The sequence below is a fragment of the Ferrimonas balearica DSM 9799 genome, assembly GCF_000148645.1.
Classification (GTDB): Bacteria; Pseudomonadota; Gammaproteobacteria; order Enterobacterales; family Shewanellaceae; genus Ferrimonas; species Ferrimonas balearica.
Genome location: NC_014541.1, coordinates 725,395 through 749,017, shown reverse-complemented (window position 1 = coordinate 749,017; position 23,623 = coordinate 725,395). Strand labels below are relative to the sequence as shown.

General features: G+C 60.9%; 18 protein-coding genes and 1 riboswitch. Of the genes, 8 read left to right on the top strand and 10 right to left on the bottom strand.

The features are described from left to right. Nucleotides 1–44: 44 nt before the first annotated feature. Nucleotides 45–2,318 carry an aminotransferase class V-fold PLP-dependent enzyme gene (locus tag FBAL_RS03520; protein WP_013344200.1) on the bottom strand — a complete coding sequence of 758 codons (2,274 nt, stop codon included), beginning with the start codon at nt 2,316–2,318 and terminating at the stop codon, nt 45–47. 151 nt (nt 2,319–2,469) lie between these two features. Here FBAL_RS03520 and FBAL_RS03515 point away from each other — a divergent pair, with 151 nt between their 5' ends. Next, on the top strand, nt 2,470–2,667 hold the full coding sequence (locus FBAL_RS03515) for a DUF4250 domain-containing protein (RefSeq protein ID WP_245544372.1): 198 nt from the start codon (nt 2,470–2,472) through the stop codon (nt 2,665–2,667). A gap of 29 nt (nt 2,668–2,696) precedes the next feature. Here FBAL_RS03515 and FBAL_RS03510 read toward each other — a convergent pair whose 3' ends face one another. The 3 genes from FBAL_RS03510 to FBAL_RS03500 form a co-directional block, all read right to left on the bottom strand. Beyond that, complete coding sequence (locus FBAL_RS03510; RefSeq protein ID WP_013344198.1) at nt 2,697–3,440, bottom strand: ferredoxin--NADP reductase; 744 nt, start codon at nt 3,438–3,440, stop codon at nt 2,697–2,699. A gap of 233 nt (nt 3,441–3,673) precedes the next feature. Further along, nucleotides 3,674–4,933 carry a dicarboxylate/amino acid:cation symporter gene (locus FBAL_RS03505; RefSeq protein ID WP_013344197.1) on the bottom strand — a complete coding sequence of 420 codons (1,260 nt, stop codon included), beginning with the start codon at nt 4,931–4,933 and terminating at the stop codon, nt 3,674–3,676. A 461-nt stretch (nt 4,934–5,394) separates the two neighbouring features. After that, entirely contained in the window at nt 5,395–7,035 is a 1,641-nt protein-coding gene (locus FBAL_RS03500; protein ID WP_013344196.1) for a VRR-NUC domain-containing protein, read from the bottom strand. A gap of 104 nt (nt 7,036–7,139) precedes the next feature. Here FBAL_RS03500 and FBAL_RS03495 point away from each other — a divergent pair, with 104 nt between their 5' ends. Further along, nucleotides 7,140–7,661, top strand: coding sequence for an NUDIX hydrolase (locus FBAL_RS03495; RefSeq protein ID WP_013344195.1), 522 nt, complete (start codon nt 7,140–7,142; stop codon nt 7,659–7,661). A gap of 47 nt (nt 7,662–7,708) precedes the next feature. On the opposite strand, the gene FBAL_RS03490 is transcribed toward FBAL_RS03495, so the two are convergent. From FBAL_RS03490 to FBAL_RS03470, 5 genes are all read right to left on the bottom strand, one after another. Continuing rightward, the gene (locus tag FBAL_RS03490) at nt 7,709–9,076 is read right to left on the bottom strand and encodes a lytic polysaccharide monooxygenase (RefSeq protein ID WP_013344194.1); all 1,368 of its coding nucleotides are present in this window, start codon (nt 9,074–9,076) and stop codon (nt 7,709–7,711) included. Nucleotides 9,077–9,127: 51 nt separating this feature from the next. Next, nucleotides 9,128–9,221, bottom strand: a riboswitch (cyclic di-GMP riboswitch). Nucleotides 9,222–9,938: 717 nt separating this feature from the next. Next, on the bottom strand, nt 9,939–11,420 hold the full coding sequence (gene lysS, locus FBAL_RS03485) for a lysine--tRNA ligase (RefSeq protein ID WP_013344193.1): 1,482 nt from the start codon (nt 11,418–11,420) through the stop codon (nt 9,939–9,941). A gap of 11 nt (nt 11,421–11,431) precedes the next feature. Then, nucleotides 11,432–12,530 (bottom strand): peptide chain release factor 2 gene (prfB, locus tag FBAL_RS03480; protein ID WP_013344192.1). Its coding sequence is split into 2 segments (ribosomal slippage): nt 11,432–12,454 and nt 12,456–12,530, totalling 1,098 coding nucleotides; the frame shifts between segments, so codons are not numbered across the junction. Between the two features lie 134 nt (nt 12,531–12,664). Further along, a complete protein-coding gene (locus tag FBAL_RS03475; RefSeq protein ID WP_013344191.1) occupies nt 12,665–14,011 on the bottom strand; it encodes a sodium/glutamate symporter in 1,347 nt (448 codons plus the stop codon). Nucleotides 14,012–14,396: 385 nt separating this feature from the next. Next, entirely contained in the window at nt 14,397–14,966 is a 570-nt protein-coding gene (locus tag FBAL_RS03470) for a thioredoxin family protein (RefSeq protein ID WP_013344190.1), read from the bottom strand. 166 nt (nt 14,967–15,132) lie between these two features. Here FBAL_RS03470 and FBAL_RS03465 point away from each other — a divergent pair, with 166 nt between their 5' ends. The 4 genes from FBAL_RS03465 to rluA all read left to right on the top strand — a co-directional run bounded on the left by FBAL_RS03465 (nt 15,133) and on the right by rluA (nt 17,094). Continuing rightward, nucleotides 15,133–15,537 carry a hypothetical protein gene (locus tag FBAL_RS03465; protein WP_013344189.1) on the top strand — a complete coding sequence of 135 codons (405 nt, stop codon included), beginning with the start codon at nt 15,133–15,135 and terminating at the stop codon, nt 15,535–15,537. Then, entirely contained in the window at nt 15,534–16,064 is a 531-nt protein-coding gene (locus tag FBAL_RS03460; RefSeq protein WP_013344188.1) for a class I SAM-dependent methyltransferase, read from the top strand. Before FBAL_RS03465 ends, FBAL_RS03460 begins: the two co-directional genes overlap by 4 nt. Nucleotides 16,065–16,076: 12 nt before the next feature. Then, nucleotides 16,077–16,367, top strand: coding sequence for a hypothetical protein (locus FBAL_RS03455; RefSeq protein ID WP_013344187.1), 291 nt, complete (start codon nt 16,077–16,079; stop codon nt 16,365–16,367). Nucleotides 16,368–16,434: 67 nt separating this feature from the next. Then, nucleotides 16,435–17,094 (top strand): bifunctional tRNA pseudouridine(32) synthase/23S rRNA pseudouridine(746) synthase RluA, encoded by a 660-nt coding sequence (rluA, locus tag FBAL_RS03450; protein ID WP_013344186.1) that lies wholly within the window; start codon nt 16,435–16,437, stop codon nt 17,092–17,094. A gap of 16 nt (nt 17,095–17,110) precedes the next feature. On the opposite strand, the gene asnA is transcribed toward rluA, so the two are convergent. Then, nucleotides 17,111–18,088, bottom strand: a complete 978-nt coding sequence (gene asnA, locus FBAL_RS03445) for an aspartate--ammonia ligase (RefSeq protein ID WP_013344185.1) — start codon at nt 18,086–18,088, stop codon at nt 17,111–17,113. Nucleotides 18,089–18,243: 155 nt separating this feature from the next. Between asnA and asnC the strand changes: the two genes are divergently transcribed. Further along, nucleotides 18,244–18,705, top strand: coding sequence for a transcriptional regulator AsnC (asnC, locus tag FBAL_RS03440; protein WP_013344184.1), 462 nt, complete (start codon nt 18,244–18,246; stop codon nt 18,703–18,705). 207 nt (nt 18,706–18,912) lie between these two features. After that, nucleotides 18,913–23,481: a S8 family serine peptidase gene (locus FBAL_RS03435; protein ID WP_013344183.1), complete on the top strand. Its 4,569-nt coding sequence runs from the start codon at nt 18,913–18,915 to the stop codon at nt 23,479–23,481. Nucleotides 23,482–23,623 lie beyond the last annotated feature (142 nt).

The window sequence follows — 23,623 nt, the reverse complement described above, 5'->3', positions numbered from 1 at the left end:
AAGCCGATCAAAAAAGGCGCCCGATGGGCGCCTTTTTGCTGGCTTTAACTTAACGCATGCCCACCGGCGATATGGTGGATATTGGTGACCCCAAGGCGGCGCAGGCTCTGCGAGGCCAGCAGACTGCGGCTGCCGCTGCGGCAGACCAGCACCATGGGATCGCTGTCGAGGCGGTAGCGCTGCTGGCCGATAAAATCCACCAGGCGTGACAGCGGCACGTTGTCGGCGTCCGAGGTGGGACTCAGGGCAAACTCGTGGGGCTCACGAATGTCCAGCAGCGACAGGCGGCGTCCTTCACGGCGCCACTGCTGCAACTCGGCGGCTCTCAGCTCAGGAATGGCACCACCGGATTGCGCCACGGTGGCACCACACATCAATTCACTGCCCGCCTGATCACACAGGCCGCTGTCCAGCTCGGCCTTGGCCAGCATAAAGGCGTGCTCCCCCATGCCGCCGGACAGCACTTCAGCCAGCAGCCCGCCCTCACGCAGCTCCGCCGCCAGCGAGGTGGCGAACTGATGGTGATAATCATGGGAAGGGCAGATCAGGCTGTCCGGGTGCAGCCAGACACTAAGCTGATTCAGGCTGTGGTACATCGACAGCGGCTGACTGTTGCTGAAGTTGGTGCGCCCCAGCGTCCCCGCCAGTACGGTATCGCCACAGAAGGCAAAATCGATGTCCTCCGCCAGCAGGGTATCGCAGGCGTTGCGGCTGAGCAGCAACGCCACCGAATCGTCGGTGTGGCCCGGCAGAGGCGCCCGCACCAGCACACTGTTGCCCAGGGTCAGAGCCGGCATCACCTGGCCATCGGCCAGAGTTCGGCGAGTGCCGCAACTGTTGGGCCAACCCAGCGCATCCACCGCCATCAGCTCTGCCGGAATGCGGTCAAACAGCGCCTCTCGCAGCGCCACACCGCTGGATTCGTGGTCGGCGTGGCCATGGGTATCCAGGATGGCCAACGGCACCAGGTCCTGACAGCGGATCAACCGCTCCAGGCGTTGATTCAGGCTGTCGACCGGATCCACCACCACACAGTGATTGCTGTCCGGGTCCACATAGAGCCAGCAGCAACTGCTGCCCGCCTTGAACTGGATCAGGCCCTTTAAGCCATGTTTCTCGGCATCCCGGTCACTCTCCAGCAGGCAGCTGGTTGCCAGGGCGGCAACGGCGCTGTCGATACGCTCACACACCGCATCCAGCTCCGCCTGGGTCATCGCCGGGCCAAACGACAAGCGGATGGCGGACTCACTCTGCCAGGCAGGCAGTCCCATGGCATCCAGCACAAAGCTGCGGGTCACCTTGGAGGAGCAGGCGGAACCGGAGCTGACCCGGATCCCCGCGGCATCAAACAGGTCCATCAGCTCTTTGCTGGAGAAGCCGGGAACGGAGAAGTTCAGGGTGGTAGGCACCGAACAGTCGTGGTCCTGATTAAACACCAGTTCCGGGAACACGCCGCGCAAGGTGTTCACCAACTGGGCCCGGTAACCCAACAGGGTGGCGTGGTCCGCGAACGCACCATCCTGGCTCAGCATCATACCGAACAGCACCTCCAGTGCCGCGATGCCTGCGCCGTTCTCCGTACCGCTGCGCAGGCCACTCTCCTGACCGCCGCCGGCAATCACCGGTGTCAGTGGCACCCCTTCACGCACATAGAGCCAGCCAATCCCTTTTGGGGCATAGAGCTTGTGGCCGCTGAACGGCGCATAGTCGATGCTGGTTTCCGCCAGAGCCAGAGGCAACTTACCCAACGCCTGCACGCAGTCCACCATCCAGGGCACCTGAGGGTTGCCACTGCGGATCACCCGCTCCAGCGCCGCCATATCCTGAAAGCAGCCGGTTTCGTTGTTGGCCGCCATGGTGCAGATCATCAGGGCACGGTCGATGTGACCAGCAATAAAGTCCAGGTCGAGGCGACCACGGCCATCCACCGGAATGGCCCGCACCTCGGCAGGAATATCAAACAGTCGGGCCCAGTGCTTCAGGGTTTCCGGCACCGCCTTATGTTCGGTGGCGCCGTACAGCAGCAACGGCGCCTCAGGCATCGGTCGGGTTTTGGCGGTTTGCAGGGCCGATATCACCGCAGTTTGGATCCCCTCTGTGGCTCCACTGGTGAAGATCACCTGGCCGCTGTGAGCCCCCATCACCTGACGGGCCAGCGCCCGGGTCCGCTCCATCCGGGCCTTGGCCCGGATGCCGGTAACGTGAGAGGAGCTGGGGTTACCAAACTCCTGAGTCAGTGCCTTCATCACCGCATCGGCAATGGGCGGCAGCACCACGGTGGTGGCGTTGCTGTCGAGATAAAATTCCTGCTGTGACATCGAAAACTCCGGGGCGGGGAAACCCTTAATAACTTTAGGGAATATAAAATTCCATAAAGAAATATTAACTTGAGGTTAGCTCAATGTGAAGCCCTGAAGCCGGTCCCCGCGGCCACTACGCTTAAGGGAACCCGCAAAGCGAAGGGGAGGCATGATGGACATACTCAATGCACAGGAGATGGATCCCGCCATTCTGCTGGGGATCGTCAATGAGCGTCTGCGCCTGGGCCACGGAGACATTAATGATCTGGCGGCTGAGTTGGGGATGGGCAGTATTGAGCTGGAAGCGAGGCTGGCCGAACTGGGGTTTTACTACCAGCCCGGCAGCAATCAGTTTAAAGCCCGCTGAGGGTCAGCGGGCGTTGCGAGGGCGAGGATTTACCAGTATTTCTCCATGGTGATCTGGCCTGGCGTTCGGCGCAGGTTCTTGCGCAGCCCCATCCCTTCAAGCACCGCCAGCGTGTCGCGGATCATATCGGGGTTGCCGCAGATCAGAGTCTGGCTGCGGGCAGGCGCTATCGGTATCCCTGCCGCTTCCTGAATGGCGCCGCTGCTCAGCAGCTCCGGGATCCGCCCCTGCAGTGCACCGTCAACCGCCTCTCGACTGACCACCGGCACAAAGCGGAACCGCTCGGGACGCTCAGCCGCCAGCGCTTTAATCTGCTCCAGGTAGGCTAGGTCGCGCTCGTACCGAACGGCGTAGACCAGCACATACGTTTCGTAGCGATCCCAGCAATCCGGGCTGCCCAGAATCGACAGGAAGGGGCCCACCGCCGTGCCGGTGGCAAACATCCACAACTCCCGCCCCGCAGGCACCTCGTCCAGCGTCAGGAAGCCACTGGGCCGGGGGCTGACCATCAGATTATCCCCCTCCTGCAGGTCCTGCAGCCGTGGCGACAGTTGCCCCTCTTCCACCGACACCGCAAGAAACTCGAGGTACTCCGCTTCCGGCGGATTAACAAAGGAGTAAGCTCGTTGCACCCGTTCTCCGCCCTGCTCTAACGCTAACTTGGTAAATTGGCCGGCGACAAAGGGCTGCACCTCCGCCTCAACCTTGAGGCTGAACAGCTTGTCATTCCAGTCAATGCGCTCAACAACACGACCCTGAACCCACGTGCTCATCCCATCTCCCTGTGGTCAAAAAGTGAACCTGATAAGCAGCATACCGCCGTCTTTAACAAAGAAAAACCCTGCACAAATTGCCACTTTGTCAACCTGGTCAGACCCTTATTTCATCATTGCCAAATCCACACCTTTCTCTACGCAACCGGGCCCGGTGTGGCCCAGCCGCGTCCCACAAAAAAGCGCCCGTACAATACGGGCGCTGTTCTGATGCTGCGGGGCAGGGTTGCCGCTCAGGAGATCGGCTGGCGGGCCTCAGCCTCGAGCCACTCACCTTCGCTCTTGTCCACGATGGTCACCACGGCGGCATCGCCCACCACGTTGGCGGAGGTGACGAACATGTCGATGATGCGGTCTACGGCGATCACCAGGGCAAATGCGGTTTCCGCCGGCAGCCCCATCTGGTGAATCAGTACGCCAATCATGACCGCGCCACCACCCGGTACGCCACCGGCACCCACGGACAGCAGGAATACGGACGCCACCAGGGCAGGCAGTTGCTCCATGCCCAGCGGCACGTCGTAGGCGTTCGCCAGGAACACCGCTGCGATGGTGATGTAGATGGACACGCCGCTCATGTTCATGGTGGCGCCCAGCGGCACACCGAAACCGGCCGTGGCCTTGGACACACCGAGTTTCTCGGTCAGGGTACGCATGGTCACCGGAATGGTGGCATTGGAGCTGGCGCAGGAGAGGGAGAACATCACCTGCTCACGGGTTTTACGACGGAACTCTGCCGCGCTGATGTTGGTCAGCGCCCCAACCGCCATCGGATACACCACAAACAGCCACACCACCAGCAAGCTGACGATCAAGCCGATGTAACCGGCGACCGACAGGAAGGTATCGGACTCCAGAGTGGCGCCAAGATTGAGCATCAGGCCAAATACACCATAGGGAGCCAGCTTCATCACCAGGGTGATCAGGGTCATCATGATGGTGTTGGCTTTACGGAAGCCCTCAGCCACCCCTTCCATCTCTTTGCCCAGCAGCTTGATCACAAAGCCCAGCAGCAGTGCCATAAAGATGATCTGCAGCATATTGCCGGTGGCGAAGGCCTCGATGGGATTACGCGGAATGATGTCGACAATCAGCCCGCTGATGCTGGGCAGTTCAGTGGCGGTAATGGCGCGCTCACCAACATGGGGCAGGTCCGCGCCCTGGCCCGGTTGCAGCAGCAGAGCCACCCCCAGCGCCACGGAGATCGCGATCAGGGTATTCACCAGGTACAGGCCGAAGGTTTTGCCACCCAGTCGGCCCAGACTGTTGGCGTTGGGCAGTTCGGTAATGCCGCTGATGATGGAGACAAACACCAGGGGGACCACCAGCATCATGATCAGGTTGACGAACATGGTGCCGGCCATGGAGGCCAGACCAACCAGAGTGTCATTGAAAAAGGGGATATCGGAAAGAAACGCCTGAATCACCACACCGATCGCCAGACCGGAGAAGAGACCCATAAAGATCTTCTTGGAGAGGGAGTTTGATTGCATAGTCAGTGTCACTTGGCTGGGTGTGCATCTGTGCCCTTGGGCACCCCTGCTGGCTTAGGCCAGTCTGTTGTAATGCCAGTGGAGTCTACTGTGGTTTTTTAACCAACAACAGGCGCCAAAATGCCGCAGAAAGTAAAACAGCCCACTGCGCTTTCCGAGATCCCACTCCCTGACAGACCACAAAAGTCGAATATGGGCAGTCGATTTCACTGCAGCTTAAAGCCAATGTGGCTCACAACTCTTTTTGTGACACCGATCACACTCATCGGTCTGCGGGACCTCACCACCAGTGAATGCAAAAACGATGGTGAATTACTCTAACGGAGACCGCTCAAATCGCCACTTGCACCACACTAAGAGCTCCGGGCAGCACTTAATCTCACTCAAATTCCTTAACATGGGCAGAGATGTTATCCAGACGTTTCATTCTGCTCATTGTTTGCCCTGCGGCGTGATGTTCGTCACCTGTCAGGCGCGCCGCTTTTGCTCACCCACAACACCCGACTGGCTACCCCCAGTCGATCCAGCTCCGCCAGCCAACGGCGCTGATGGTCGCGCAGACTGTCCCCCGGCCCCTTGACCTCCACCAGCGTCAGCGCCCCCTTGTCCACCACCATCAGGTCAGGCTGACCGCTGCGGCGCTGGGACAGATCCGCCATCAGATAGTCCACCAACTGCAGCCACTGCTGAGGTGCCAGCGTGGGCAGTGCCGCTTCCAGCGCCTCGGTCGGCAAACGGGCCCAGTTCACCAGCGCACAGCGGATCCCCTGATAAGTGCGGTAGCGTGCCAGCAGTCCGGCAGTAAATTCGGCACGAGTCAGCTGCCGCCAATAACGCCACTCTCGTACCAGCAACTCGCGGCGCCGGCTGAGGAAGTCGGTGTGGTAGAGGTCCAGCGGGCGATGCTGAAACGGCTGCACAAAGGCGCCGCGCAGGGGGGCATGGATCACCGGCCACAGCAGCAACCCGGCCACACCATTCAGCAGGGCGTTTTCGGTATGCCACGCCTGTTGGCCCCGAGCCCGCAGCTCGGCCACCACCGCCTCCTCCACAGCGCCCTCCCACGCCAGTTCGGTCTGGTCCTCGTTGAGTTTGGGGCGCTCTGTCTTCAGTCCGGGCATCGGCATCTGTCGGGCCAGCCGGGCCAGAAAGCGGCCAGCCACCACCCGTTCCTGCTCACTCTGAGGCTGGGCCTGCATCGCCAAAGCGGTCGACAGCGCCGCCGGATGATCACCGCGGGCAAAGTGCAGACGCAGACGGCGCTCCCGCGCCTCCCCGTGGTGGCAGTGCCGGTACAGGGTCAGAGCCGGTTCGGAATGTGCCTCACGTTCAAGCTGCCGGGCCAGAACAAAGGCGTGGCGCTGACGCTGGCGCTCCAGCCGGGCGTCGTGTTGCCGGTCACAAAGCTGGCGGCCCCAGGCGTCATGGTCCAGCTCACCGGATTCCCAGGCCCGCGCTGCCCGCTCACGGGCCTGGTACTGCGCCACTACGTCGGCACTGGCAAAAGGAAAGCTTTCGGGAGAGAGCGGCACTTCGGGGTAACGCACATGGGCCAGCGACGCCACCACAAACTCACTCAGGCTCTGGTGCAGATTGGCGAAGAACAGCAGCTGCAATCGCTCGACCATTAGCGCCTCGCCCTGCGCCAACAGCTGAAATGGCGCGTCGGGCCACCATCGGGTCAGCGGGGCGCTGTCCCATTGCTGTGCCACCAAGGCGTTCACCAGGCTGGTCTTGGTGCGGTGGCTGGCCAGCATCGGCTGCACCTGTGGCAGCGTTTTCAGCTCGCCGTGACGCAGCAGGCGTGCCAGTGCGACGATGTCGATCTGTGGGTCAAGCTGGACCAGATTAGCCTCGGCCAGCGCCGACAGGGCGGGCTCAATCGGGCCGACCTCCTGGTAATTCAGCTGGTCACTGCGAAACCACTCGCCCTTGCGGGTCAGCAGGCGCACAAAGAGGCACTGGGCCGGTGCCGGCAGCCCTTCAAAACGGTCGATGAAGCCCGCCAGCGCCTCGTCCACCAGGTGGCCACGGTGGCGACGGACAAAATCGATAAGAAAGCGGAAGTTACGACGGTAATAATCCGGTGCCAGTGGCAGCATGGGCCCTCCTTGTTGGCGCCAGTGTAGCACGCGGCCCCGGCCCCCTCTGGCCGTCACCGGGGCAAATCCGTACAATGCGCGACTTTGCCAACCGGGAGCCGCCCATGGAACTGATCCAAACGCTGCACCACCCTGACGCCGTCGTTGGTGGCAGCGAATACACCCGCCTCTCCGTGCGCGCTCTGATCGCCCACGGCGACCAGGTGCTGCTGCTCTATACCGCCCGTTATGACGATTACAGTCTGCCGGGAGGCGGTGTGGATGATGGCGAGTCTCTGCAACAGGCCCTGCTGCGGGAAGTGGCAGAAGAAACCGGTGCCCGGGGACTGACCGTACTGGCCGAGTTTGGTCTGGTGGAGGAGTTGCGCCCCTGGTACAAGCCGGACTACGACAACGTGCGGATGCTCTCGTACTGCTACCTGTGCGATGCCCTGCCTGAGCTGGGTCAAACCGCTCTGGAGCACTATGAAGTGGCCAATGGCATGGAGCCCCGCTGGGTCAAGCTGGCCGAGGCGATTGCCCACAACGAAGCGGTGATGGCGGGCAGCCCCAAGGCGGGCCTCTCCATCGCCCGGGAAACCTGGCTGCTGAAACGCCTGCAACGCCATCTGCAGCAAGCCGCCTGAAACGCCAACGCCCCGGATCTCTCCGGGGCGTTCTCTGTCAATCGGACTTAGCGTCGCCACACGCCCCATTGGCCACTTTCGTCGGGGCTCTCCCCCTGTGTCCACCAATGGGCTGTCCAGATGGCGCCATTGTGGCTGACCCGATCCCCTTCGGTATAGACCTGTTCAGCCTGCCAGGGCTGCGGTTCGGAGGGAACCGGAGGCTGCTCACCCTCGCCAGCAACCAGGCGCCATACGCCCCACTCCCCGCTGTCCGTGGGCCGATCACCACGGGTCCACCAATGGGCTTGCCAGGTCTGTCCGGCATACTCAACCCGGTCACCTTCGGTGTAGATCGCATCGGCACGCCAACTTCCTTCCGGCACCACCGGCGGCGGCAGCGGCTCCCCCTTCACCAGCGACAACTGATAGGTGGGGTTGGCGGAGCTGGCCAACACCTGGTTGGCGTACAGATTCTGACTGTCGAACATGTAGTGGTTCATCGCCTCGTGCCAGATCCCGATAAACCATTTGCCCGGTTTCATCTGGTTAAACTGGCCAGCCAGCACGGCCGGCCAGGTGGCAATGATGTTGCCCTCCACCAACAGACGCAGGTCTGTGGTCTCCTCACCGTACTGATTGAAGGTCCGGAAGCGTACTGTGTCTCCCACCTCAACACTGTCGATAAACCCTTGAGGCAGGAAGTACCCCAGTGCCGTCAGGGTGTCCCCATCCGGCTGTTCCGGGTCGGTGCCGCCACCGGGGTTGCCCGGGTCCACTTCACCATCGTGGGTCAGGCGGATGTCGGAGCAGTTATAGAAGCCTTCACCGGCGGCGTCGTTGCGCTGCCAGCGGGTGTACAACAGCGCATCCCCCTCACGGCCAGCCGGCACCGTCACAGTGATGCGGTAGTTCTTGTCCCCATCCACCTGAACATTGCCTGCGGTATCGATCAGTTCCAGATCATCCCAGCTCAGGCGGCCTGACGGGTCATAGTCCGGCTTGCTGAGGTAGAACTGCCAAAAAGAGGGGTTATGGGGCGCCGTGGCATGGAACACCAGCTCAAACTGATTTTGTTCATTCAGCACCACGGTGGTTTTCTGCCAGTGGCTGGACGCCACATTGAGGCCATCCTTTGCGTCACTGCCCGCGGCACACAGAGTGCCATCCGGGATCTGGGCCCGCACTGCCGCCATGTTCTGGTAATCCACCACATTGGCCGCCACTTCGTTCTGCTGCACAAAGGGGTAGGCGCCGGAGCGGTCGTAGGCCGCCTGACAAGCGGCGTTGGGGATGCTGTTGCTCCAGAACCCGCCATCGTCATTACAGATGTGTTGACGCGCGGCCGGGAAATCCACCCAACCATGGGCCTGCAATGATTGCGGGGAAAGCAGCACCGGCAGCAGGACGCCGCCCATCCAAAGTGTTTTTTTCATCGAGTTGCCTCAAGCAAAGGGTTATTACCAAAGGCAGAAACAGAGGGTTTCTGCGGTAGCCCCGCTGCCATCGCACCCCCTACAGGGGCACCTTAGGCCGGTGGCTTTGCGTCACCGGCTTTCGCCGGGTTTGCCTTTATCACGTCGGTATGCGGTGCACCGCATACGCCAGCGGATGGTATGGCCACCGCAAAAACACTTTCAACAACAAAGATTTGGCGTCAATTTCCCGATATTTACATCACACCAGACATGGCCCAACAAAGAGCATCAATAGCCCACGCTCAACTCGCCAGGCAGTTCATTCCGCAAATTTGTCCAACGCTGTCAGTCATCTTCCCGCTGGACCGACCAGAGCATTTTGGGGCGCACTGGTGAGCGAAGCGCCGGGCAAAAAAAGGTTCTTCGCGGATTAGCGGGGAAAGAAGACAGAAGCGACTTCTCCAACAAAATACCTTTTCATGGCCTCTGCTCGCCTTGAGGGACTGATGCTGTTTCCGAATAAGAATGAGCACCCAGCTATCACGGCTCAGCCGTCCACCAAAGGCCGACTCGCGGCGCTGAGCGGGAACGACTGGGAGTGAAGCCGAGGGCCAGGGATGGCCCGAGTGCCAGTCGAGCAGGGATGCGAGTCTGGCCAGTGCTGAACGGGAAGGAGTGGGAGCGAAGGGCTTTCGCCGCGCCGGAGGCAGGGGTGTCAAGAGCGGGGCGCGCAGCCGGGCAACGCCCTTCTGGTGCCCGCCGGGGCATCCCGGCAATGGCTCGGTACGTGGAAACGGGCTCGGAGCCAAGGTTCCCACGGAAATATGCGATGAACCAAAAAAAAGCCCGCCAATGGGCGGGCTTTTTCATTGCGGGTGACTTACGCCTGCGGGCGCATGGCCGGGAACAGAATCACATCGCGGATGGTGTGGCTGTCGGTAAACAGCATCACCAGGCGATCGATACCGATGCCCTGACCTGCAGTCGGCGGCAGGCCGTGCTCCAGTGCGGTCACGTAGTCACCGTCGAAGAACATCGCTTCGTCGTCACCGGACTCTTTGGCTTTCACCTGGTCCAGGAAACGCTGCTTCTGATCTTCAGCGTCGTTCAGCTCGGAGAAGCCGTTGGCGATCTCGCGGCCACCGACGAAGAACTCGAAGCGATCGGTGATCTCCGGGTTGTCGTCGTTACGACGAGCCAGCGGAGACACTTCGGCCGGGTACTCGGTGATGAAGGTCGGCTGGATCAGGCGGTGCTCAGCGGTCTCTTCGAAGATCTCGGTGATCACACGACCCAGGCCCCAGGACTTCTCAACCTCGATCTTGAGGTCTTTGGCCACTTCGCAAGCGCTCTCGAAGGTGCTCAGCATCTCCAGGGTCACTTCCGGGTTGTACTTCAGGATCGCTTCACGCATGGACATGCGGGCAAACGGTGCGCCGAAGTCAAACTCCTCTTCACCGTACTTCACCTTGGCAGAACCCAGTACCTGTTCGGTCACAGTGCGCAGCATGTCTTCGGTCAGGTCCATCAGGTCACGATAGTCCGCGTACGCCATGTAGAACTCCATCATGGTGAACTCGGGGTTGTGACGCGGCGACAGGCCTTCGTTACGGAAGTTACGGTTGATCTCGAACACGCGGTCGAAACCACCCACGACCAGACGCTTCAGGTACAGTTCCGGCGCGATGCGCAGGTACATGTCCTGATCCAGGGCGTTGTGGTGAGTGATGAACGGACGTGCGGAGGCACCACCCGGGATGACCTGCATCATCGGGGTTTCCACTTCCATAAAGTCGCGGTCGGTCATGTACTGACGGATCGCGGCGATCACTTTGGAACGCACCTTGAAGGTGTTACGGGACTCTTCGTTGACGATCAGGTCCACGTAACGCTGACGGTAGCGCTGCTCCTGGTCAGTCAGACCGTGGAACTTCTCCGGCAGCGGGCGCAGGGCTTTGGTCAGCAGCTGGTATTCGGCCATGTCGACATACAGGTCGCCTTTGCCGGATTTGTGCAGCTGGCCTTTAACGCCGATGATGTCGCCGATGTCCAGACCGCCGATGGATTTCAGTTCTTGCTGAACCTCTTTGGAGGCGTAGGACTGGATGCGACCGGACACGTCCTGAATCGCCAGGAACGGGCCACGTTTGGCCATGATGCGACCGGCGATGGACACGGTGGTGGCCATCACTTCCAGTTCGTCTTTGGTCTTCTCACCAAATTCGGCCTGCAGGTCAGCGGCTTTGTGCTCAGGACGCCAGCTGTTGGGGTGGCCATTGGCTTTGCAGTTCTGACGGATCAGATCGAGCTTGCCACGGCGCTCGGCAATCAGCTTGTTCTCGTCTTGCAGTTGTTCAGTCATCTTCTCAATCCTTACAGACCAGACTTCAGGCTGGCCTCAATAAAGCGGTCCAGATCCCCGTCCAGCACCGCTTGGGTGTTGCGGGTTTCCACGCCAGTGCGCAGATCCTTGATGCGGGAATCGTCCAGCACGTAAGAGCGGATCTGGCTACCCCAGCCGATGTCGGATTTGGCATCTTCAGCCGCCTGTTTTTCGGCGTTCTGCTTCTGCATCTCCAGCTCAAACAGTTTCGCTTTCAACTGTTTCATCGCCTGGTCTTTGTTCTTGTGCTGAGAACGTTCGTTCTGACACTGCACCACGGTGTTGGTCGGCATGTGGGTAATACGCACCGCAGATTCGGTGGTGTTTACGTGCTGACCACCGGCACCGGAAGCGCGGTATACGTCGATACGCAGGTCGGCCGGGTTGATCTCGATGTCGATGTTGTCATCCACTTCGGGATACACGAACGCCGAGGAGAACGAGGTGTGGCGACGGCCGCCGGAATCGAACGGCGATTTACGTACCAGACGGTGTACGCCGGTTTCGGTACGCAGCCAGCCAAAGGCGTACTCACCGGAAATCTTCACGGTGGCGCTCTTCAGGCCCGCAACTTCGCCCTCGGACACTTCGATGATCTCGGCTTTGAAGCCCTTGGCTTCCGCCCAACGCAGGTACATGCGCAGCAGGATGTTGCACCAGTCCTGCGCTTCAGTACCGCCGGAGCCGGCCTGCAGATCCAGGTAAGCGTCGTTGGCATCCTGAGCACCGGAGAACATACGACGGAACTCCAGCTTCTCCAGCTGAGCTTCCAGACCTTCAAGTTCGGCCTTGGCCTCCTCGAAGCTCTCTTCGTCCTGCTCTTCCACGGCCAGGTCCAGCAGCTCACGGACGTCTTCCAGGCCCTGATCCAGGTCGTTGATGGTTTTCACCACCGCTTCCAGGTTGCTGCGCTCGCGACCCAGCTCCTGGGCGCGCTCAGGCTCATTCCAGACGTCGGGCTGCTCCAGCTCCGCGTTTACTTCTTCCAGACGCTCTTGTTTGGCGTCATAGTCAAAGGTACCCCCTAAGGAGTTCTGTCCGCTCAGACAGCTCCTTGATGCTGTTCAGCACCGGATTGATTTCGAACATGATCGTCCTGCTTCTTTCTTTACAAACGAGGTGAAGATCCAAACCCGAAATTGTACCCGATATGCGCTATCGCTGCACGAGTGAAAAACGCCCAATTCCGGGTTTTTTCGCCGTGATACCGGCGCTCGGTGCCCTTAGGCTGTCGCTGGCTGCAGTGCGGCCTGACGCCGTTTGATCACCCGCCACATCAGGCCGATGCACAGCAGGTAAATCAGCATGCCGCTGATCGCCTCAAACGCCATCCCTTTCATCATCAGAACCGGCACCAGCGAGATCATCACCATATCCACCAGCGACCCCGGCACGTAAGCGATGGCGTAGTCATCCAGCACCCGGGAGCGCATCTTAGGATCGACAATGCGCAGCAGGGCGATCCCCATCCCTACGGTGCCGGTCAGCCAGCCCCAGGAAAACACCGCTTTCTCAAACCAGTTCTCCCCCAGGATCCGCGGGGCTACTACCAGCACCATCATCAGGTTGAAGACGATGCCCAGCAGCACCATCAGGATCAGCGGCACGGCGTAGTTCAGCAGGATGGTGATCTTGATCGCCGCGATACCGAACACCACCAGAAAGTCACTGGCGGTGCCGGTACAGTGGCCAAAGATCTTGTCGTCAAAATAGATTTTGCCACCGAGCTTTTTCAGCACAGTTCGGGCCGCCAGCCCCAGGCCAAAGGCGGTAACAAAGGCGGGCACCCGCACCAGTTCATGGAAACCGGACAGGTAAACCGCAGCGTGGTAGGCGGCCACCGAAACGGCGATCAGCAACGCCGCATGCATGGCCAGGGCGTCGATGGAGATGGAGGCGGCGGTTTCCCGGCCCAGGTGGCCCTGTTCGTCGGCCGGCACCAACCCTTTGCGGGCGGTTTTGCTCATGGTTTCAAAGCGGGCGAAATCGGTGATCCAGCCTTTACGCAGGCCCAGGTGGATCAGCAGCAGCCCCACCAGGATGGAGACGAATATCCCCACGGTGGCGGTGGTCAGCGCCAGGGTCAGGGCATCCTCCCAACCCATGCTGCCCAGAGTCTCCCCCACCACCACACCGGTGCCGTGGCCGCCCATAAACCCGGCGGAGAGCACCAGGCCAAAAGCGGGACTGAGACCGGGCCAGATAAAGGTCATCAGGGCCAGCCCCATCAGGGCACAAAAGGCCCACTGGCCGACGTTGGCCAGCTGGTTAAAGGTCCACAGGCTACCGCAACGGGTCACCAGGGTTCGGGCCGAGGGAAAATCGGTGGCCAGGCCGAGCGAGGCAAACAGCACCACGGTCAGGATGCTGGCGTTGCTGGCAAACTGCTCACTCCAGGGCAGCCAGTCCAGACCGGCAGAGCCCAACAGCAGGGCCAACAGACCTGCGATCAACGCCGCAGGCAGATAGAGCTTTTGCAGCAGGGTAATGTGCGCACGCAGCAGTTTGCCGCACAACAGTAGCCCCCCCGCGATACCAAAATCAGTAAACAGCTCCCAATTGGTGATCATTCAAAAGGCTCCTCTTTACGCGGGAGCCATTGCACTCCCGCTCACCAAGACCGTCAGACCACGCCCAATCCCATCGCCCAATAAGCAATAGGCAACGCCGATCCGTCCTGGATCCCAGTGGCACGCAGGCCTGACTCAAATGAACGCAAAAACGCGCGATATAAGACGCCGAAGGGCGTATGAACACGGAACGATGACCGCGACAGAAGGGGGTTACGTTAAGTCAACGGGGGCCGGAGAGGGCCCAGGCGAGACGCACAGGAAGTGTGCCGCACCACAACGCAACCTTGAACCGGGCCAAGGGGGCCGATTCAGCGAGGGGGATACTAAAGCAAATGGGAGCAAAGTGCCAACGGCGCCGGAAGGCGCCGTTGGCGGGGGCAGATTACTGGGTCAGGATGGCGACCAGATCCTGCTCCAGAGAGGCTTTCGGCGCACCAGCGATGCGGCCGATCTCTTTGCCGCCCTGGCTGACAATAAAGGTGGGGATGGATTCAAACTCGATGCTGTCCAGGGAGACGTCACCGGCTTTACCCTGCTTGTCCACGCCGATGTAACGCACCTGGATGTTGGCGTTGTTCAGCGCTTTCATGATCTTGATGAAGGCCGGGGTATGGGTATGGCAGTCGCCGCACCAGGTGCCCACCACTACGGTGATTTCGGTCGGCTTGTCATAGCCCTGCAGCGGCGCCAGTGCGGCGGTATCCACCTGGTATTCCAGGTAGCTGCGACCCATCGGCACCAGTTCAAAGATGAGTTTATTGGGGTCCAGCTCACCGGTCAGGACGGCGTCCTGCATGGGCGCCGCTCCGTGCGGGCTGCCGTGCGGATTGGCCATGGTGGGCTGGTCAACACCGCCCATGGTGGCCAGCATGCGCTTGTGGTCCAGCGGTTGGGCTTGAGCAACGCCGGAAACCAGGCCAGCGGCCAGCAGTGCAAGGGCAATTTTCTTCATCTTTATGCGTCCTGAAATATGCTGAAGAGAGTCATATGTGATTGCACTCTACTCTGGCAGTTCCCTGCCCGGGCGGCAAGCGCATGGGATTTGTGAGTCCCTTCACACACCTGAGGGTGAGAGGGTACTATCGTCGCCAACACCTGTCCTGAATTCCGGCCCGCACATGCGCCAACAACCCACCCAATCCCAGTTCTACCTGCTGCGCTTCGGCAAAACCACTCTGCGCGCGCTCCACGTTCTCGGCCTTTGCGGCGCTGCCGGCGGATTCTATTTCGCCCTGCCCATCGAGATGTGGCGCAACTGGTGGATCCTCGCCATGGCATCCGGCACCGCGCTGCTGCTGTGGGAGGTCTGGCGCAGCCGCCTCTACCTGGTCCAGATGAAAGGGGTGCTGACCCTGGTAAAGCTCGCGCTGCTGGCACTGTGTGTGCCGCTGCCGCAATGGAAAGCGGAGCTGTTCAGCATCATCGTGCTGATGTCTGTCATCACCGCCCATGGCCCATCGCAGCTGCGCCACTACTCCATCTGGCACCGCCGTGAATTGCGTGGCAAGGAGATCAAGGGATGAGTCATCAGGGCCAGACACCGGCGCAGCTGGTGCTTGACGCGATGCCGCATCTGGCACCGCAGAGTACCGTGCTGGACCTGGCTTGTGGCTACGGCCGCAATGGATTGGCCCTGGCCCGGGCCGGGCATGTGGTGTGGTTCGCCGACCGCGACCGTGAGGCCCTGTCAGCCATCCAGGCTCGCCTGAGCGAAGAGCGCCTGAACGGCGTATTGTGGCAACTGGACCTGGAGGCTACGGCGCGGCCGCTGGGCCAGCGTCAGTTTGATGCCATTGTGGTGTGTCACTACCTGCACCGACCGCTGCTGCCCGACCTGATGGCGGCCCTGCGACCGGGTGGGGTTTTGATCTATGAAACCTTCACCACCGCCAATCGCGCCTTCGGTCGCCCCAACAATCCCGCGTTCTTATTGGAACCGAATGAGTTGGCGGAGGTCTTTGCTTCCATGACGCCTATCCACTACCGTGAAGGAATATGGCGCAATCCGGATCGGGCCACCGCCCGGTTGATCGCTCGCAAGCCTGTGTAAAAGGAGAGACAGATGCTGCAATGGTACCCGGTTCACTATCGCATTGGTGCGGCTCCGCTGCTCACCGCATCCATGGTGGTGATCGCCCTGCTGGGGCGCCTGCTGTTGCCGGGTTCAGCCCTGGTGGTGTGGCCGTTGGTGGCGTCACTGCCGATCATCTGCCTGCTGCATCTGTACCTGATTGTGGATGATCAGGCGATGGGCAAACTCGACGCCGTGTTTTACGCTCTGGTGCACCTGCCACTGGCCTTTGTGGTGTGGACCTTCTGTCTGCTTCACGCCACCGGCGGCGACCTGTTCTGACTTGCATCCCACCGCCCCTTCTCATATCGTGTGCGCCCCTTTCTGACACAGTAGCCCGAACCAGATCATGACGGAGTTTCAGTACCAGCCACCGATGGAGCCCTACCTGACGGTGCTCTATGAAGACAAAGATATCGTGGTGGTGGACAAGCCGAGCGGACTGCTGTCGGTGCCGGGCCGGGATCCGGCCCACCGTGACAGCGTCTATTCTCGTGTGGCGGAGCGCTACGGCACCGTCTACGACGTGCACCGTCTCGATATGGCCACCTCCGGGGTGATGGTGCTGGCGCTGCGAAAGAACGCCGAGCGGGAGCTGAAACGCCAGTTCCGCGACCGGGAAACCAGCAAGACCTACCTGGCTCGGGTGTGGGGCCACCTGGCCCAGCCGGAAGGGGAGATCGACCTGCCGCTGATCTGCGACTGGCCCAACCGGCCCAAGCAGAAGGTCTGCCACGACACCGGCAAACCCTCACTGACCCGTTACCGCGTGCTCAGTACCGATGACCACTCCAGCCTGCTGGAGCTGACCCCCATCACCGGGCGTTCACACCAGCTTCGGGTGCACCTGCTGGCGCTGGGTCACCCGATTCTGGGTGACGGTTTTTATGCCGAGGGTGAGGCACTGGCCGCCGCCGACCGACTGTTGCTGCACGCCCACACCCTCGAGATCAAACAGCCCTACTCCGGCCAACCGCTGCGCTTTGAAGCCGCCGCGCCGTTTGCCTGAGTCTCGGCCCGGGCCGTTACAGGCGGCTCGGGCACGCTTCCGCCCACACTCCGCACTGCACTTGGCCGATGTGCTCGGCGCCCAGCAACAGCATCACCAATCGTGACTGACCGATGCCGCCACCGATGGTCTGCGGCAACTGGCCACCCAGCAGGCTTTGATGCCACGGCTGGGCCAGGCCGGATTCACTGCCCGCCACGCGCATCTGGTGTTGCAGCGCCAGGCTGTCGACTCGCACCCCCATGGATGAGAGCTCAAAGGCATCCCCCAGCACCGGGTTCCACACCAGCAGGTCACCGTTGAGGCCACGGCCCAGTTCGGTTTCGCTGCTCCAATCGTCGTAATCCGGAGCCCGCATGTCGTGGGGTTGGCCATCCGCCAGCTCGCCGCCGATGCCGATCAGGAAGACCGCCCCCAGCTCCTGACAGATACGGCGCTCCCGCTCAGACGCCGGCAGATCCGGGTAGTGCTGACGCAGGGCTTCAGCGTGCATAAAAGTCAGCGTTTCAGGCAGTTGTGCCGGAATACCGTGTTGGGCTTGCAGGGCGGCCTCAGTGGCCTTGAGGGCCGACCAGATCGCCTCAACCCGCGCTTTCAGGCCGGACAGGGTGCGCTCCTCCCGGCCCATCACCTGCTCCCAGTCCCACTGGTCAACGTAGACCGAATGCTTCGGGCCCAGGATCGCTTCGTCCGGACGCAGGGCTTTCATCTGCGCCAAAATCCCTTCACCAGGGCCGAACTGGTAACGGCCCAGGGTCGCCCGCTTCCACTTCGCCAGTGAGTGCACCACTTCGAAGCGGCGCTCCGGCAGGGTCTTTACCTGTACAGACACCGCTTTCTCAGTTCCGGACAAGCCATCCTGAATGCCGCTGCCCACCTCGCTGAGAATCGGGGCCTGCACCTCCAGCAGATTCAAACGCGCGCTCAGCTCCCGGGCAAAGGTGTCACGGATAAGAGCGATTTTTTGCTGTTTCTCGATGTAGGCGCGTTTCATGCTGGTGAATCCTCATAAAAACTCAGTTCGTGCAGAGGATTCTTCATTGCCAAAACCACTTCATCAATAGATCATCAAAGAAAAACTGACATTGAAAAATTATCCTTAATGAAATGCCGATTTCATTCCATGATCGTTAAATCCGGAGCGGAAAAATGACCGAAAATTATCGAATCGACAATCTCGATAAAGCGCTGTTGAGCGCCCTTCAGCAGGATGCCCGGGTGCCCTACGCCGAACTCGCCAAACGTCATGGCGTCAGCGCCGGTACCGTGCATGTGCGGGTGGAGAAGATGAAACAGGCCGGCATCATTACCGGAACCCAAGCGATGGTAGACCCGAAGTCGCTGGGGTATCAGGTGTGCTGTTTTATCGGGATCAACCTCAAAGCCGCTGGCGATTACCCAAAGGTGCTGGCCAAACTGCAAGCCCTGCCGGAGGTGGTGGAGGCTTACTACACCACCGGCCATTACAGCATCTTTACCAAGATCCAGACCCGCAGCATCGACGCCCTGCACCACCTATTGGTCAATCAGATCCAGGCGATTCCACAGATTCAGTCCACTGAAACCCTGCTGTCACTGCAGCAGCCGATCCAGCGACAGGTGACGCCTTAAATGGCAAAGTGATCCATTTCCGTCCTATACCAGTAGATGACACCGTAAAGCTTAAGTTACGCAGCATTTTGTCGAACGCTTTGCCACCAAAACAAAGCGCTCGCCTTAATGTAGGTGGGATGTTACAAAAGCATACGTTCATTCTTTGAACGCAATGCCAGACAGGATGTCGTCGTCAGGCAGTCATTACGACATGGAAGGAAAATAATGAAAAAACAACTCGCACTGGCCATCGCAGCAGCCTGCTACAGCGCAGGGGCTCTGGCGGCGGTCCAAGTTGGACCGCAGGGTTATACGCCGCTGAAACCCGCCGCCATCAGTGACAAAGCCTCTCGCGTCAAGCACGCACCTCTGGCCATCGAACGATTCCAGGCTGACCCTAACGATGATGGCGGTGTGCACCGCTACATCATACAGTTAGCATCACCGGCCCTGCCCAATTATAAAGGCGGCATCAGTGGACTGACCGCCACCAACATCCAGGCCAATCGCAGCAACGCACTGACCGGACAGGACGGCAAACCTCGCCTCAATGTTCGCAGTCAGGCCAGTCTCGACTACCGCGCCCACCTGATGGATGAGCAGCAGCGCTTTATCGGTAAGGCCAGCCAAACCCTTGGCGGATCATTCAATGTCCTGGCCCAGACCCAGCTGGCCCTCAACGGCATGATTGTCGAAGGCACCCAGGCCGAGATGATGAAGCTGGCCAAGATGATGGACGTTCGCAGCATCACCCGCGACAAACGCCATGAGCTGCACACCGACCGTGGTCCGGGTTGGATTGGCGCCAATAAGGTCTGGGACGGCACCGTCACCGGAGTGGAGTACAAGGGCGAAGGGATCATCGTCGGTATCCTCGACACCGGCGTAGACACCAACAGCCGCTCCTTTGCCGCCACTGGTGATGATGGCTACACCCACACCAACCCCTATGGCGAAGGCATTTACAAAGGCGACTGCCTGACCGATGCCAGCCTGTGTAACGCCAAACTGGTTGGCGTTTACAGCTGGCCGGAAATCACTGACGAGTATCAGGGTGAAGTGCCCGCCAATGGCCAGGATTATAACGGCCACGGCAGCCACACCGCTGGCACCACCGCCGGTAACGTGCTGTACGATGTGCCGGTACTGGATGCCGATGGTAAGCCCGGCACCTTCTCCTTTGATCAGATCTCTGGCGTTGCCCCGCACGCCAACGTGGTCTCCTTCCAGACCTGTCTGCCCGGCGAAAGCGACGATCCCCTGTCCGGCTGCTTTACCTCACTGGCGGTTCTGTCTGTCGAAGCGGCCATTGCCGACAACATCTCAGTGCTCAACTACTCCGTCGGCGGCAGCTCCAGTAACCCCTGGAATGACAGCGAGTCCATCGCCTTCCTGAATGCCCGGGCCGCCGGGATTCATGTGGCCACCTCTGCCGGCAATGACGGCCCCGGTCCGGCTACCGTCGGCTCCCCGGGGGACAACCCCTGGCTGACCTCAGTGGGCGCTTTTACCCATGACCGTGATTTCATCGAAAAGTCGCTGACCCTGTCCGGTGGCGACACGCCGGTCCCGACCGGCATCAGCGGTAAGTCCATCACCGGTGCGCTGGCGGCCACACCGCTGGTCTACGCCGGCGACTTCGACAACGCCAACGATCCGGACAACGACCCTGCCCAGTGTCTGCAACCCTTCCCCGAAGGCACCTTTAACGGCGAGATCGTGATTTGTGACCGTGGCGAGATTGCCCGCGTCGCCAAGGGCCAGAACGTGGCCGCTGGTGGTGCTGCTGGTTTTATCCTGGCCAACCTTCAGGACGGTGCCACCAGTGTTGTCGCAGATGCCCACGTGATCCCGGCGCTGCACATCGACGCCAATGACGGCGATGCGCTGAAAGCCTGGCTGGCCACCGGAGACGGCCACACCGCCGCCATTCCGGCCTCCACCGTCGGTTCCAACCCCAATGTGGCGGACATCGCCGCTGACTTCACCTCCCGTGGCCCCAACCCGAGTGTGCCGGATGTGCTGGTACCCCATGTGGCCGCCCCGGGCGTCAGCATCTACGCCGCCTACGCCCCGACCACCCCGTTCAAAGGCACCCCGGATGGCGCCGAGTTCGCCTTCCTCAGCGGCACCTCCATGGCCAGCCCACACGTGGCCGGTGCGCTGGCGCTGATCGCCGGTACCCGCCCGGACTGGACCCCGGCGGAAGCGCAGTCGGCGCTGATGCTGACCGCGACCCAGGCCGCCTGGAAAGAGGATGGCAGCACCCGCGCTGACTTCTTCGACATGGGCGCGGGCCGGATCCAGATCGACAAAGCGATCAATTCACCGCTGGTGCTGGACGAGAGCCGCGACGATTACCTCGCCGCTGACCCCGCTCAGGGGGGTGACCCGAGCCAGATCAATATGGCCTCCCTCGCCAAAGGCGACTGCATCGGTAGCTGCAGCTGGACCCGTACCGTTAAAGCCACCCAGGGTGGCAGCTTTACCGCCAGTGGGGTGGCATTGGATGCGGGCATGACCCTCAGTGTCGAACCTGCCAGCTTCACCCTGGCTGCCGGTGAAAGCCAGACGCTGCAGATCACCGCCGATGTGATGGACGCCAAACGTAACGAATGGAACATGGGCAACATCGAGCTGAGCAACGGCAGTGAAACCCTGCGCATGCCGGTCGTCGCCTTTGCCTCCACCGGTAATCTGCCGGACCATGTGGCCATCACGGCACACCGTGATGCCGACAGCATCCTGCTGCCGGACATCACCGCCGTCGCGATCACCGACTTTACGGTGACCTCCTACGGCCTGACCAAGGCCGACCAGACCGACGGCAGCCTGGCCGAAGACAGCGACCTGACCTCACCGTTTGACGACACTACCGATGGTGTTGAGGTTCAGCTGCTGACCGTGGCAGAGGGCAGCAAACGCATGGTGGCTGAGATCCTGGCCTCCAGCTCTCCGGACCTCGACCTGTTCGTCGGCATCGATACCAACGGTGATGGTGTGGCCCAGGCTGAAGAGCTGCTGGCATACAGTGCGACCAGCACCGCCATGGAGAAAGTGGACCTGGCCTCACCGCAGGCGGGTGACTACTGGATTCTGGTACAGAACTACGCCGCCTCCGCCGAAGGGGCCAGCGACACCTACACTCTGGCAACGGCTCTGGTGGACGGTACCACTGGGGACAACCTGACCATTGAGGGTCCAGCTACCGTCGGCGCACTGGAAACCTTTGATCTTCGCATCCTCTGGAACGACGACATGATGGAGGGCGATCGCTTCTACGGTGCCGTTGAACTGGGTACCGATGCCGATGACGAAACCAACCTCGGCATGATGCGAATCGACCTGGAGCGGGGTGAAGACGATGTGGTTCTCTCCAGCAACCTCGAAGACGGCGCACGGGTAGAAGCGGGCGATCCAGTCAACTTCACCGTCACGGTCAAGCCGAACCTGAACATTGAAGACCGCAGCTACGACATCAGCCTCACTGTGCCGGACGGCATCATTGTGGATGAAGCCAGCCTGCCGGAAGGGGCCAGCTTCAGCGGCAGCACCCTGACGCTGCCCACCGTGCTGATGCCCTCTCTGGCCGGTGTGCCCCTGCACAGCTACGCCATGACCAGCAACGCGGATGACGCCCGCTGCGTGATGCCGGACTTTGGCCAGGGCGGAGGCTACGTCGACCTGGAAACCCTGATTGAGGTGAAGACCAATCCGGATCTGGAGGGTGACAATGTGCTGTGGGGCTGGGATCGCAGCCACGAGTTCCTGGGTAAGCAGTACGACACCCTGTACTTCGGTGACGATGGCTTTATCACCTTTAGCAACAGTGCCGGTGAAAGGCCCTTCGAGAATCAGGCCCTGCCGGACATGCTCGACCCCAACAACCTGTTGGCCTTCCTGTGGCGGGACGGGGTGGTGGTGTATGACGAAGCCAGCAACAGCGGAGTGACCTTGGCCGCAGCCGGCGACATCAGCCTGATCGAGTACGACAACCTGGTGACCTACTACCAATTCACCGACGCCGCAGCCGCCGACGTGATGGACGTCGAGATCCTGTTGATGCCCAGCGCTGGCGAAGGCCCCGAGATCATCGTCGCCTTTGACAATGTGGAGCACCAGTACGGTTCCATCCTCGGCGCCACCATCGGCTACGAGGACGCTACCGGCACCACAGGGGATATGATGATCTATCACGCCTTTAATGATCCCCAGGGCGCCATCGGTGACCTGAACGTGGACATTGCCGACGGCACCCTGCTCTGCTTCGACCAGCAGCTGAACATTGAACCCACCGAATTCAACTTCAGCGGCACCGTGGCCGAAGACTTTACCGGCGGCCCCATCTCCATGGTTCTGACCTCCGAAACCGATGCCGATGGCACTCAGTCGGAGAGCAATGAAACCGCCGGTACCGTTGAAGTGGAAGGGGCACCGGTCGTGACCATCGCAGGCAGCAAGAGCGCTACCCTGACCGCCAATGAGCGCACGACTGTGACTCTGGCCGGTGAAGCCACTGACCCCAATGGTGACGCCCTGACTCTGAGCTGGATCCAGACCAGTGGCCCCGCCGCCACCCTGTCCGGCACCAGCCAGGCCCAGGCCCGTGTTGAACTGCCTGCGGTAGAGGGACGCACCGAGCTGGTGTTCCAGCTGACCGCCAGCGATGGCGGCCGTGATGGCAGCGCCACCATCACCGTCACCGTCAACAACACCGATGACGATGGCGGCAGCCTGGGTTGGTTGGTGCTGTTGCTGACTCCGTTGGCCGCCATACGCCGCCGTAGCCACTAAACGGAACCAATGAATAAGGGCGCCTAACGGCGCCCTTTGTTTTGTTCTGCCCCTCGGTTCCTCGTTTCACACGACCTATCCTAACGGCGTCCCTGCCCCCAGCTTCCCTTGAATCCTGACGCTCTCCTTGACCGGCTCAATG